The following is a 12,557-nucleotide window of genomic DNA, read 5'->3' on the forward strand; positions in this document are numbered from 1 at the left end:
AATACGTCTTCGATTGGCAGCAGGAATGGCTTGTCAATCGCACGCTCTGGTTCTGGGATGTAAGAATCCAGGTAGCCAGCCAGTTCGATGATTTTCTCTTCCCACTCTGCTTCGCCTTCCAGCGCTTTCAGCGCGGAACCACGAACGATTGGAGTGTCGTCGCCTGGGAAATCGTACTGAGACAGCAGTTCACGAACTTCCATCTCTACCAGTTCCAGCAGCTCTTCGTCATCAACCATGTCGCACTTGTTCAGGAACACGATGATGTAAGGAACGCCTACCTGACGACCCAGCAGGATGTGTTCACGAGTCTGAGGCATAGGGCCGTCAGTCGCAGCAACAACCAGGATCGCGCCGTCCATCTGCGCAGCACCGGTGATCATGTTTTTAACATAGTCGGCGTGGCCTGGGCAGTCTACGTGTGCGTAGTGGCGAGTCGGGGTGTCATACTCAACGTGAGAGGTGTTGATGGTGATACCACGAGCTTTTTCTTCTGGTGCGTTATCGATCTGATCGAAAGCACGAGCAGCACCGCCGTAGGTTTTAGCCAGTACGGTAGTGATTGCAGCAGTCAGGGTAGTTTTACCATGGTCAACGTGGCCGATAGTACCAACGTTGACGTGCGGTTTTGTACGTTCAAATTTTTCTTTAGACACGGCTATATTCCTTACTATAGTGCTCTCCCCTTCGGAGAGAGCACGGGACTTAGGTTTTAATCCTGTGGATTACTTACCACGGGCTTCGATAACGGCCTGAGCAACGTTGTTCGGCGCATCATCATACTTCAGGAATTCCATAGTGTATGATGCACGACCTTTGGTCAGTGAACGCAGCTGAGTTGCATATCCGAACATTTCAGACAGCGGAACTTCAGCGTGGATCTTAACGCCAGTTACTTCGGATTCCTGACCACGCAGCATACCGCGACGACGGCTCAAGTCACCGATAACGTCACCGGTGTTCTCTTCAGGAGTTTCTACTTCAACCTTCATGATCGGCTCAAGCAGAACTGGTTTTGCTTTCTTAAAGCCTTCTTTAAAGGCAATAGACGCAGCCAGTTTAAACGCCAGTTCAGAGGAGTCAACGTCGTGGTAAGAACCGAAGTGCAGACGAACACCCATGTCTACAACCGGGTAACCAGCCAGAGGACCAGCTTTCAGCTGCTCCTGGATGCCTTTATCAACGGCAGGGATGTATTCGCCAGGAATTACACCACCTTTGATGTCGTTGATGAACTCGTAACCTTTCGGGTTAGAGCCCGGCTCCAGTGGGTACATGTCGATCACAACGTGACCGTACTGACCGCGACCACCAGACTGCTTAGCGTGTTTACCTTCAACGTCGGTAACTTTCGCGCGAATCGCTTCGCGGTAAGCAACCTGAGGTTTACCCACGTTCGCTTCAACGTTGAATTCACGCTTCATACGGTCAACGATGATGTCCAGGTGCAGTTCACCCATACCAGCGATGATGGTCTGGTTAGATTCTTCATCAGTCCATACACGGAATGATGGGTCTTCTTTCGCCAGACGGCCCAGAGCCAGACCCATTTTTTCCTGGTCAGCTTTGGTTTTTGGTTCAACTGCGATGGAGATTACCGGCTCAGGGAATTCCATACGCTCCAGAATGATCGGGTGATCCGGATCACACAGAGTGTCACCAGTGGTCACGTCTTTCAGACCGATAGCAGCAGCGATGTCGCCCGCACGAACTTCTTTGATCTCTTCACGTTTGTTAGCGTGCATCTGTACGATACGGCCAAAACGTTCACGCGCCGCTTTCACGGAGTTCAGGATGGTGTCACCGGAGTTAACCACACCAGAGTAAACGCGGAAGAAGGTCAGGTTACCCACGAATGGGTCGGTAGCAATTTTGAACGCCAGTGCAGAGAATGGCTCTTCATCACTTGCGTGACGCTCAGCCGGAGTATCTTTACCGTCGTCCAGGATGCCGTTGATCGCAGGAACGTCAATCGGGGATGGCAGGTAGTCAACTACCGCATCCAGCATCGCCTGAACACCTTTGTTCTTGAACGCAGAACCACAGGTTACCAGGATGATTTCGTTGTTCAGAACGCGCTGACGCAGAGCAGATTTGATCTCTTGCTCAGACAGTTCTTCACCACCCAGGTATTTTTCCATCAGCTCTTCAGAAGCTTCTGCTGCGGATTCGATCAGGTTCTGGTGCCATTCGTCAGCCAGGTCCTGCATCTCTGCCGGGATATCTTCGTATTCGAAGGTAACGCCCGCATCTGCTTCGTTCCAGTTGATGGCTTTCATTTTCACCAGGTCGATAACGCCGGTGAAGCCTTCTTCAGCACCAATTGCCAGCTGAAGCGGAACAGGGTTCGCGCCCAGACGGGTTTTGATCTGGCCAACAACTTTCAGGAAGTTAGCACCCATACGGTCCATTTTGTTAACGAACGCGATGCGTGGAACTTTATATTTGTTTGCCTGACGCCATACGGTTTCAGACTGTGGCTGAACACCACCAACTGCGCAATAAACCATTACCGCGCCGTCAAGAACACGCATGGAACGTTCTACTTCGATGGTGAAGTCAACGTGCCCTGGGGTGTCGATGATGTTTACGCGATGCGGTTCGTACTGCTTAGCCATACCTGACCAGAATGCAGTAGTCGCTGCGGAGGTGATAGTAATACCACGCTCCTGCTCCTGTTCCATCCAGTCCATGGTGGCTGCGCCGTCATGAACTTCACCGATTTTATGGTTTACACCGGTGTAGAACAGAATACGTTCGGTAGTAGTGGTTTTACCGGCGTCGATGTGCGCACTGATACCGATGTTACGGTAGCGTGCGATGGGTGTTGTACGAGCCATTTGATTCCTCGTTTATATCTTTAGGCGTTCAGTTAAGTTACCCAGAGCGGGCGGCTTCTCTGAAGCGCCCGCCTGGTGACTACGACTCCGAAGGGATTACCAACGGTAGTGTGCGAACGCCTTGTTGGCTTCTGCCATACGGTGAACGTCTTCACGTTTCTTAACTGCGGTACCTTTGTTTTCCGCAGCATCAGAAAGTTCGTTCGCCAGACGCAGAGCCATGGATTTATCACCGCGTTTACGAGCAGCTTCAACGATCCAACGCATTGCCAGAGCATTACGACGAACCGGACGAACTTCAACTGGAACCTGATAAGTAGAACCACCAACGCGGCGAGACTTAACTTCTACAGTCGGGCGCACGTTGTCGAGAGCGACTTCGAAGGCTTCCAGTTCATTTTTACCAGAACGCTGAGCCAGGGTCTCCAGCGCGCTGTATACGATTGCTTCTGCGGTAGATTTTTTACCATCTACCATCAGGATATTTACAAATTTTGCCAGCAGTTCTGATCCGAATTTCGGATCTGGAAGAATTTTACGCTGACCAATGACGCGACGACGTGGCATGGGATTACTCCGTTGTTAATTCAGGATTGTCCAAAACTCTACGAGTTTAGTTTGACATTAAGATAAATCAGTTTGGCCTTACTTAACGGAGAACCATTAAGCCTTAGGACGCTTCACGCCGTACTTGGAGCGAGCCTGCTTACGGTCTTTAACACCTGAGCAGTCCAGCGCACCACGAACGGTGTGGTAACGAACACCCGGAAGGTCTTTAACACGACCGCCACGGATCAGGATCACGGAGTGCTCCTGAAGGTTGTGACCTTCACCACCGATGTAGGAAGTCACTTCAAAACCGTTAGTCAAACGCACACGGCATACTTTACGCAGTGCGGAGTTTGGTTTTTTAGGAGTGGTGGTATATACACGAGTACATACGCCACGTTTCTGCGGGCAGGCTTCCAGCGCAGGCACGTTGCTTTTTGCAACTTTGCGTGCACGTGGTTTGCGTACCAGCTGGTTAACTGTTGCCATTAAATAGCTCCTGGTTTTAGCTTTTGCTTCGTAAACACGTAATAAAACGACCTCATACAATATGAGGACGCGAAATTTTAGGGCTACGTCGAAAAGGTGTCAAGAAATATACAGCGATCTCAAATCACCAGTTCATTTGACTGGCGTGCGTCACAGTAAGATTGACGAAATCAGTATAGCCAACCACGTCAATTTTGGCTGAAATTTGACCAGAAAGACCCCGCGCATCCAGATCCTCTTTCAGCGCAGAGACTGTAATGGGGGCATTCGCGAGGATTTCAACAAAACGGCTGCCTTCAAGCGCCGCGAGCACGCCATCCTGAATCAGCAGCAGATCATCACCTTCGCGCAGCATGCTCAGTAACGTGTCGATATCACATTGCCACGGTGAACGGCTCAGGGTATGGAGCATGACAGCCTCAGAAAGTCAGAACGGTATCGTAGTGAGAGAGTTGTTCGCGCAGCGCAGCAGATGTCAGGATCGTCACGTCCAGCACGAACGGTGTTATCTCGTTTAACCCACGCGCGGCCAGCGAGTCGGCGCACACATAGAAGGTTTCAATGTCATAGAGCGGCAGAACTTTAAAGGTCGCAATGTAGTCGCGCGCAAGAATGGCCTGCGGTTGTTGGCCTGCCAGAAGCTGGAATACGCCATCGCCTAAAAAGAAGACGCCGATATCTTCGGTTAATGCCGATGTCGCGAGCAATGCATCCAGCCCTTCCCGGCCTGAAGCGCTGCCATGCGGCGCAGAAGTAAAAACAAACGCTACGCGCTTCATCAAAATTGCACCACTCTGTCGCAGGTCAACGCCGCCTGTGCCAGGGCACCTAGACCACTGAGGGAAAAGCCCGGTTGCAGGTTAACCCCCGCCAGACCAAGGCGTTCGGCTTCGGTCGCATCCGTCACGCCGCGACGCAGTGCCGCCGCGACGCAGATATGCAGGTCAACGCCCTGCGTTTCGTTTAATTTTTGCCAGGCGCGCACAAGGTCAAACTCATCGCTCGCCGGGGACGTAAACTGGTTCGCGTTATAGACCCCTTCACGATAGAAGAAGACGCTTGCGAGTTCATGACCGGCATCAAGCAGCGCATGGGCAAACTGTAGCGCGCTGCTGGCCTGCTGGGTACCGTACGCCGGGCCCGTTACCATTAACGCAAAACGCATTACTTGTCTTGTCCCAGAAAGTCGCCGCTTTTGAACTGGCGAATATAGAGGTAAACCGTGTGTTTGGAAATATTCAGGCGATCGGCCACCTGGTTGATGGCATCTTTGATATCAAAAATCCCTTTCTCATAGAGGTTCAGGACGATCTGACGATTCTTGGCGTTGTTGGATACGTTGCGATCGGCATTCACCTCTTCAATGGTGAACTCCAGCGTCTGGGTCACGAGATCCTCAACCGAAGAAGCAAAGTTCACCGATGAGCCCACGTCCGGCGTTTCTGGCGGGATGAAGGTGCTCATGATTTGCGAGAATGGCACATCAAGGTTCATGTTGATGCACAGCAAACCGATTACCCGGTGTTCGCGGTTTCTAATCGCGATCGTTTCTGATTTCATCAGCACGCCGCTTTTGGCGCGGGTGAAATAGCATTTTGAGACGCTGCTGTCCGCGCCGGTCATGTCATGCAACATACGCAATGCAAGGTCGGTGATTGGCGAACCAATTTTACGGCCAGTGTGCTCACCATTCGCAATGCGGATAGCGGAACACTTAAGATCTTGCAGGGAATGCAATACGATTTCGCAGTGGGAACCAATGAGCATCGCTAACCCGTCCACTACCGCTTCGTAGGATTTCAGAATATCGAAGTCGGTCTGATCAAATGGACGTTGATCCAGCAAATCAAGTTCACTGGTTTCGTTGGTTAAAAGCGACCTGGACATGAAAAAAACACTCCTTTTCAGGAGCCTGTCGTTAGGTTTTCAGGGCAGGCTCATTATCTACACGGACAACTAAATTAATACAGCGTGTATAACGCTTTCCAGTGTTAATTATATCTGCCCCACAATAAAAAAACCGCCGCCTGTAAAGGCGGCGGTTTTTTTCAGCATTACTTCTTAGCTGCTGCGGCTTTGTCGTCAGCCGGTGCGTCTGTTTTCGCATCCGCTTTCGGCGCCGGTTTGATGTCCAGCAGTTCTACATCAAATACCAGCGTGGAGTTAGCCGGGATACCCGGAACGCCGGTTTTGCCGTAAGCCAGATCCGGTGGGATGACCAGCTTGATTTTACCGCCTTTCTTGATGTTCTTCAGGCCTTCGGTCCAGCCCGGGATCACACCATCCAGACGGAAGGAGAGAGGCTCACCACGGGTATAAGAGTTATCGAACTCTTTACCGTCGATCAGCGTACCTTTGTAGTTCACCACAACGGTGTCGCTGTCTTTAGGCGCGTCGCCAGTACCTTCTTTCTCAACCTTATAGATCAGGCCAGTAGAAGACGTTTTAACGCCTTTCTCTTTAGCGAACTTGTCGCGGTAGGCTTTGCCTTTCGCTTCGTTATCTTTAGCATCTGCTTCCATCTTGGTCTGAGCGGCGCCTTTCACGCGCGCTTCAAACGCTTGCAGAGTCTGCTCGATTTCCTGGTCAGACAGTTTGCTCTTGTCTGCGAACGCATCCTGGACCCCTGCGATCAGCTGGTTTTTGTCCAGTTTGATGCCCAGTTTCTCTTGTTCTTTCAGAGAGTTTTCCATGTAACGACCCAGAGACGCGCCAAGTGCGTAGGCGGATTTCTGGTCGTCATTTTTGAATGCCGCTTTGCTGTCTGTAGTCGCAGCAGGCTTCGCAGCAGTATCAGCAGCGAAAGACAGCGGCGCATTGAGCGCTACAGCCATAGTGGTCGCCAGCAGCGTAACTTTAAACAGTGATTTCATCCATATCTCCAGGACCTGAGGTCTCTCACCCCAGTGTTAAACGTAAATGAGTGACGTACTATAAAACGTTGTGGAAGAAATCTACAGACAGACTCCCCCGAATGTCGCTTCTTTTCAGACTATTTTTGTTTAAATAAGTTTCTTGTCAGGGAGATGGATACTGTACTTAAGGAAAAAGTCAGCTAAACTTCGCCGCCGCTGGTCCATTATGGCGAACGACAGATAAACGAGGTGAATGATGAAGGATACAACGATCGAAGCGAGACTGGCTGAGCTGGAAAGCCGCCTGGCTTTTCAGGACATCACCATCGAAGAACTGAACCAGACCGTGACGGCCCATGAGCTTGAAATGGCAAAACTGCGCGATCACATGCGCCTGCTGACGGAAAAGCTGAAGGCCACGCAGCCGTCAAACATTGCCTCTCAGTCAGAAGAGACGCCACCACCTCATTATTGAGGCGTAAAAAAAGCGGGATTATCCCGCTTTTTTATTTTCCGGAGTACGGAATCAGTGGCAACCGCAGCCGCCGTTACCGCAACCACCTTTACCGTGGCCGTGGTCATGACCATGGTCGTGGCCGTGACCACCGCAGCAGCCGTCATGGCCGTGATCGTGGTCATGGTCGTGACCGTGCGCACCGTGAACGTGGCCATGAGCCAGCTCTTCTTCAGTCGCTTCACGGATCGCAACAACTTCTACGTTGAACTTCAGGTTCTGACCCGCCAGCATGTGGTTGCCGTCAACCACAACGTGGTCGTCTTCAACTTCAGTGATTTCAACCGGAACCGGACCCTGGTCAGTTTCCGCCAGGAAGCGCATGCCAACCTGCAACTCGTCAACGCCCATGAATACGTCTTTAGGAACGCGCTGAACCAGGTTGTCGTCATACTGACCGTAAGCGTCGTTCGCGCCTACAGCAACGTCGAATTTGTCGCCAACTTCATGGCCTTCCAGCGCCGTTTCCAGGCCGGAAATCAGGGAACCGTGACCATGCAGGTAGTCCAGCGGCGCACTCACCGGAGACTCATCAACCAACACACCGTCTTCTGTACGTACCTGATAGGCCAGGCTGACCACCAGGTCTTTTGCTACTTTCATGATATCTCCTGAGCGTGGGAAAATTGCTGGCGCAGATTGTAGCGGAAATCTGCACCCGTGTACCCTTAAGCTTAAAAAAACTCAGAGCATATCGCTAGTCTGGATGAAAAATGCCGATCACTTGCTCTTCTTTGCGAACATGATCGCGGGCTTCTTTGTCGGCCTCACGCATCTGGTGACCGCACTTAACACATTCAACGATATCGATATTATTTTCACGCCACATGGCCAGCGTATCTTGCGCCTGGCAGGATGGGCATTTTGCGCCCGCGATAAAGCGTTTACGTACAGCCATCTTTCGTTACCCTTTATTCAAATTCATCCCAGCCGTCGAGCTGGCGTCGTTCCTGTTGCATCTCACGCTGGAAGATCTCCTCCAGTTCGCGACGCGCTTCCCGCACGCGGGAGATCTGCGCCGTGTCGCTGTGCACGGGCATCAGTTCACGCAGCATTCGCATATCCAGCCTGCGGAAATGCATCTGGGCGCGTTGCGCCTGATGAGGATGCATACCCAGCGAAACCAGCGCCTTGCGTCCCAGCTCCAGCGCGCTGGAGAAGGTTTCGCGGGAGAAGTGTTTCACACCCGCCTGCAAAAGTTCGTGAGCCTCCACACGTCCACGCGCACGCGCCAGAATATGCAGATGCGGGAAATGCTGCTGGCACAGCTCCACCAGCTTCATCGTGTCTTCCGGATCGTTGCAGGTGATGACGATGGACTCCGCAGCCTCTGCGCCCGCCGAGCGCAACAGCTCAAGCTGCGTCGCATCGCCGTAGTACACCTTATAACCATATTTGCGCATCAGGTTGACGGCGCTGATATCGCGCTCCAGCACCGTAATGCGCATTTTATTTGCCATCAACAGGCGACCAATCACCTGCCCGAAGCGGCCAAAGCCCACGACGATCACCTGCGGTTTATCATCTTCCACCCACGGCGCTTCGTCTTCATCGTCTGCGGGATTCAGGCGGCGCGACAGCAGTTTGTCCACCAGCTTCATCAGCAGCGGGGTGGTCATCATCGACAGCGTGACCGTCACCAGCAGCAGCGCCATCTGGTCATCTTTGAACAGCTTCTGAGACGACGCCGTGGAAAACAGCACAAACGCAAATTCTCCCCCCTGGCTTAACACGCTGGAAAACTGCATTCTTTCCGAGCTGCGCAGCCCGTAAATCCTCGCGAGGAGATACAGCACCAGCGTTTTGACCGCCACCAGCACGGCGACACTCGCAATAACCCACAGCAGATGGGTATAGAGCACGCCAAGATTAAGCGCCATACCCACCGAGATAAAGAACAGCCCTAGCAGCAGCCCCTTAAACGGATCGATGGCGGTCTCCAGCTCGTGGCGGTACTCGCTTTCCGCAAGCAGCACCCCGGCGATAAACGTCCCAAGCGCCATCGACAGCCCCAGCGCATCCATAAACAGCGCTGAGCCAAGCACCAGCAGCAGCGTTGCGGCGGTGAATACCTCGCGCACGCCGGATGCTGCAATAAACCGGAATACCGGACGCAGTAAAAACCGTCCGCCGATCAGCATCCCCGCGAAGGCCAGCACCTTCATGGAAATCTTCATCCAGTCGAAATGATCGTCTCCGGATCCCGCCAGCAGCGGCACCAGCGCCAGCGCCGGGATCACCGCTAAATCCTGGAACAGCAGCACCGAAAAGCCCAGTTGCCCCGCCTCGTTGCGGTTCATCCCTTTGTCGCGCATCAGCTGAAGCGCCATCGCCGTCGACGACATCGCAAGACCGATCCCGCCAATCACCGCGGCCTGCCAGGAAAACTGCGTCAACATCAGCAGTCCCGCGAGAATGGCCGCGCTGAGTAACACCTGCGCCGCCCCGACGCCAAAAATAGATTGCCGCAGCTGCCACAGCTTGGAGGGGTTCAGCTCAAGGCCAATGATGAACATCAGGAAGACCACGCCCAGTTCAGAGAAGTGAAGAATTTCATCCACATCGCTGATAAACCCAAGCCCCCAGGGGCCAATGGCTATCCCCGCCAGCAAATAACCCAGCACCGCGCCAATGCCGAGACGCGCGGCAAGCGGGACCGCGACGACGGCGGCGAACAAAAACAGCACCCCGGCAAGGAGTAAATTCGAACCGTCCATTAGCGTCCTCCCGCCGGAATCGGTGACGCCAGCCATTCGCCATAGGCCCTGGCATGGCTCGCCAGCGCTTTCGGATCCTGCCGCCGTGCCCAGTAGATAATAATCGGGCTCATCCAGTGCATACGGCACATCGCCGCCGTCAGCTCAAACGGCCGCAGAATGTCGCTCATGGGGTAACGGTTCAGCCCGTCGTGACGGTAAGCGCTTTCCGGCTCACCGGTGGTAATGACACTCCGCCAGTACTTTCCCGCCAGCTGGTTGCCCCCCACCCCGCTGGAGAAGCCCCGGCTCAGCACGCGGTCCAGCCACTCTTTCAGCAGTGCCGGACAGCTATAGGTATAAAGCGGATGCTGGAACACAATCACGTCGTGCTGACGCAGCAGTTCCTGCTCGTAAGGAATATCGATAAAAAAATCGGGATAGTGCGCGTAGAGATCGTGCACCGTTACGTTACTGAGCTGTGTGGCCGGCTTAAGCAGCACCCGGTTCGCCACCGAGTCCTGTGATTCCGGATGGGCATACAGCAGCAGCACTTTCGCTGTCTGAGACATCATTCCCCTCCCGGTTCTGTTTTTGTGTATTGTTGTCGTTTTGGGCTACCATGGCGGCCCGGTGGGGAAAATGGCCCACACCTTACATTATCATAATGACAAATTAACATAGTCGGAACATACGGCGCTTCTATGATTGTTTTCTCCTCGTTACAAATTCGTCGCGGCGTGCGCGTCCTGCTTGATAACGCGACTGCTACCATCAACCCGGGCCAGAAAGTGGGGCTGGTCGGCAAAAACGGCTGCGGTAAATCCACCCTGCTGGCACTGCTGAAAAACGAGATAAGCGCGGATGGCGGTAACTTTACCTTCCCGGGCAACTGGCAGCTCGCCTGGGTGAACCAGGAGACGCCCGCGCTGAGCGAACCCGCGCTCGACTATGTTATCGACGGCGACCGTGAATACCGCAAGCTCGAAGCAGAGCTCAACGCCGCCAACGAACGCAACGACGGCCACGCCATCGCCACCGTCCACGGCAAGCTGGACGCCATCGATGCCTGGACCATTCGCTCCCGCGCCTCCAGCCTGCTGCACGGCCTGGGTTTCAGCAACGAACAGCTTGAACGCCCGGTGAGCGATTTCTCCGGCGGCTGGCGTATGCGCCTCAACCTGGCGCAGGCGCTGATCTGCCGCTCCGACCTCCTGCTGCTCGATGAACCCACCAACCACCTCGATCTTGATGCGGTTATTTGGCTGGAGAAGTGGCTCAAGAGCTATCAGGGCACTCTGATTCTGATCTCCCACGACCGCGACTTCCTCGATCCGGTGGTGGATAAAATCATTCATATCGAACAGCAAAGCATGTTCGAATACACCGGCAACTACAGCTCTTTCGAGCGCCAGCGCGCGACGCGCCTTGCCCAGCAACAGGCGATGTATGAAAGCCAGCAGCAGCGCGTGGCGCACCTGCAAAGCTTTGTGGATCGCTTCAAGGCCAAGGCGTCAAAAGCCAAGCAGGCGCAGAGCCGCATCAAGATGCTGGAACGCATGGAGATGATCGCTCCCGCGCATGTGGATAACCCGTTCCACTTCAGTTTCCGCGAGCCGGAGAGCCTGCCGAACCCGCTGCTGAAAATGGAAAAAGTGAGCGCGGGCTATGGCGATCGCATTATCCTCGACTCTATCAAGCTCAACCTGGTGCCGGGTTCACGCATTGGCCTGCTGGGGCGTAACGGCGCCGGTAAATCGACGCTGATCAAGCTGCTGGCGGGCGAGCTTAACCCGGTCAGCGGCGAAATCGGCCTGGCGAAAGGCATCAAGCTTGGCTACTTCGCCCAGCATCAGCTGGAATTTTTACGCGCGGATGAATCGCCGATCCAGCACCTGGCGCGCCTGGCGCCGCAGGAAATGGAGCAGAAGCTGCGCGACTACCTCGGCGGCTTTGGCTTCCAGGGCGATAAGGTGACTGAAAATACAGCGCGTTTCTCCGGTGGTGAAAAAGCGCGTCTGGTACTGGCGCTGATCGTCTGGCAGCGTCCAAACCTGCTGCTGCTTGATGAACCAACCAACCACCTCGATCTCGACATGCGTCAGGCGCTGACCGAAGCGCTGATTGAGTTCGAAGGGGCGCTGGTTGTCGTGTCGCACGATCGCCACCTGATCCGCTCCACCACCGACGATCTCTATCTGGTACACGGCGGCAAAGTCGAACCGTTTGACGGCGACCTGGAAGACTACCAGCAGTGGCTGACGGACGTGCAGAAGCAGGAAAACCAGCCGGAAGAGTCAGCGAAAGACAACGCCAACAGCGCCCAGGCGCGTAAAGACCAGAAGCGCCGTGAAGCGGAGCTGCGCACCCAGACGCAACCGCTGCGTAAAGAGATTGCCCGCCTCGAAAAAGAGATGGAAAAGCTCAACGCCACGCTTGCTGCCGTCGAAGAGAAGCTGGGCGACAGCGAACTGTACGATCAGAGCCGCAAAGCGGAGCTGACGGACTGTCTGCAAACTCAGGCGAAAACCAAATCCAGCCTCGAAGAGTGCGAAATGGCATGGCTGGACGCGCAGGAACAGCTGGAAGCGATGCTGCAAGCCGACTAACACGC

At 54.0% G+C, this 12,557-nt stretch carries 15 protein-coding genes; 2 read left to right on the plus strand and 13 right to left on the minus strand.

Going from position 1 to position 12,557, the window contains the following annotated elements; translation table 11 throughout:
• The 9 genes from ACOTXL_RS15485 to fkpA all read right to left on the minus strand — a co-directional run.
• Nucleotides 1–656, minus strand: a 656-nt coding sequence (locus ACOTXL_RS15485) for a GTP-binding protein (RefSeq protein WP_074172202.1), incomplete at its 3' end; no start/stop codon positions are given.
• Nucleotides 657–725: 69 nt separating this feature from the next.
• A complete protein-coding gene (fusA, locus tag ACOTXL_RS15490) occupies nt 726–2,840 on the minus strand; it encodes an elongation factor G (RefSeq protein WP_022651946.1) in 2,115 nt (704 codons plus the stop codon).
• A gap of 96 nt (nt 2,841–2,936) precedes the next feature.
• Nucleotides 2,937–3,407 (minus strand): 30S ribosomal protein S7, encoded by a 471-nt coding sequence (gene rpsG / locus ACOTXL_RS15495; RefSeq protein ID WP_003861706.1) that lies wholly within the window; start codon nt 3,405–3,407, stop codon nt 2,937–2,939.
• A gap of 96 nt (nt 3,408–3,503) precedes the next feature.
• A complete protein-coding gene (gene rpsL, locus ACOTXL_RS15500) occupies nt 3,504–3,878 on the minus strand; it encodes a 30S ribosomal protein S12 (RefSeq protein ID WP_000246815.1) in 375 nt (124 codons plus the stop codon).
• A 124-nt stretch (nt 3,879–4,002) separates the two neighbouring features.
• Nucleotides 4,003–4,290, minus strand: coding sequence for a sulfurtransferase complex subunit TusB (gene tusB / locus ACOTXL_RS15505; RefSeq protein ID WP_015571409.1), 288 nt, complete (start codon nt 4,288–4,290; stop codon nt 4,003–4,005).
• A gap of 7 nt (nt 4,291–4,297) precedes the next feature.
• Nucleotides 4,298–4,657, minus strand: coding sequence for a sulfurtransferase complex subunit TusC (tusC, locus tag ACOTXL_RS15510; protein WP_023323813.1), 360 nt, complete (start codon nt 4,655–4,657; stop codon nt 4,298–4,300).
• Entirely contained in the window at nt 4,657–5,043 is a 387-nt protein-coding gene (gene tusD, locus ACOTXL_RS15515; protein ID WP_023323814.1) for a sulfurtransferase complex subunit TusD, read from the minus strand. Before tusD ends, tusC begins: the two co-directional genes overlap by 1 nt.
• Entirely contained in the window at nt 5,043–5,765 is a 723-nt protein-coding gene (locus tag ACOTXL_RS15520; RefSeq protein WP_003861697.1) for a helix-turn-helix transcriptional regulator, read from the minus strand. Before ACOTXL_RS15520 ends, tusD begins: the two co-directional genes overlap by 1 nt.
• A 167-nt stretch (nt 5,766–5,932) precedes the next feature.
• Nucleotides 5,933–6,751 carry an FKBP-type peptidyl-prolyl cis-trans isomerase gene (fkpA, locus tag ACOTXL_RS15525; RefSeq protein ID WP_003861695.1) on the minus strand — a complete coding sequence of 273 codons (819 nt, stop codon included), beginning with the start codon at nt 6,749–6,751 and terminating at the stop codon, nt 5,933–5,935.
• Between the two features lie 238 nt (nt 6,752–6,989).
• On the opposite strand from fkpA, the gene ACOTXL_RS15530 reads away from it, so the two are divergent.
• On the plus strand, nt 6,990–7,208 hold the full coding sequence (locus tag ACOTXL_RS15530) for a protein SlyX (protein WP_003861693.1): 219 nt from the start codon (nt 6,990–6,992) through the stop codon (nt 7,206–7,208).
• Nucleotides 7,209–7,259: 51 nt separating this feature from the next.
• Here ACOTXL_RS15530 and slyD read toward each other — a convergent pair whose 3' ends face one another.
• The 4 genes from slyD to kefG all read right to left on the minus strand — a co-directional run bounded on the left by slyD (nt 7,260) and on the right by kefG (nt 10,518).
• On the minus strand, nt 7,260–7,850 hold the full coding sequence (gene slyD / locus ACOTXL_RS15535) for a peptidylprolyl isomerase (protein WP_003861691.1): 591 nt from the start codon (nt 7,848–7,850) through the stop codon (nt 7,260–7,262).
• A gap of 94 nt (nt 7,851–7,944) precedes the next feature.
• Nucleotides 7,945–8,145 (minus strand): YheV family putative zinc ribbon protein, encoded by a 201-nt coding sequence (locus tag ACOTXL_RS15540; RefSeq protein WP_003861689.1) that lies wholly within the window; start codon nt 8,143–8,145, stop codon nt 7,945–7,947.
• A gap of 13 nt (nt 8,146–8,158) precedes the next feature.
• Entirely contained in the window at nt 8,159–9,964 is a 1,806-nt protein-coding gene (kefB, locus tag ACOTXL_RS15545; RefSeq protein ID WP_003861688.1) for a glutathione-regulated potassium-efflux system protein KefB, read from the minus strand.
• Nucleotides 9,964–10,518, minus strand: a complete 555-nt coding sequence (kefG, locus tag ACOTXL_RS15550) for a glutathione-regulated potassium-efflux system ancillary protein KefG (protein ID WP_059288194.1) — start codon at nt 10,516–10,518, stop codon at nt 9,964–9,966. The genes kefB and kefG overlap by 1 nt, the downstream gene beginning before the upstream one ends.
• Before the next feature lie 129 nt (nt 10,519–10,647).
• Between kefG and ACOTXL_RS15555 the strand changes: the two genes are divergently transcribed.
• Nucleotides 10,648–12,552 (plus strand): ABC transporter ATP-binding protein, encoded by a 1,905-nt coding sequence (locus tag ACOTXL_RS15555; RefSeq protein ID WP_003861684.1) that lies wholly within the window; start codon nt 10,648–10,650, stop codon nt 12,550–12,552.
• Nucleotides 12,553–12,557: the final 5 nt, after the last annotated feature.

Origin of the sequence: Enterobacter cloacae complex sp. IR5402 (assembly GCF_049238125.1) — a bacterium.
Lineage (GTDB): Bacteria > Pseudomonadota > Gammaproteobacteria > Enterobacterales > Enterobacteriaceae > Enterobacter > Enterobacter hormaechei_C.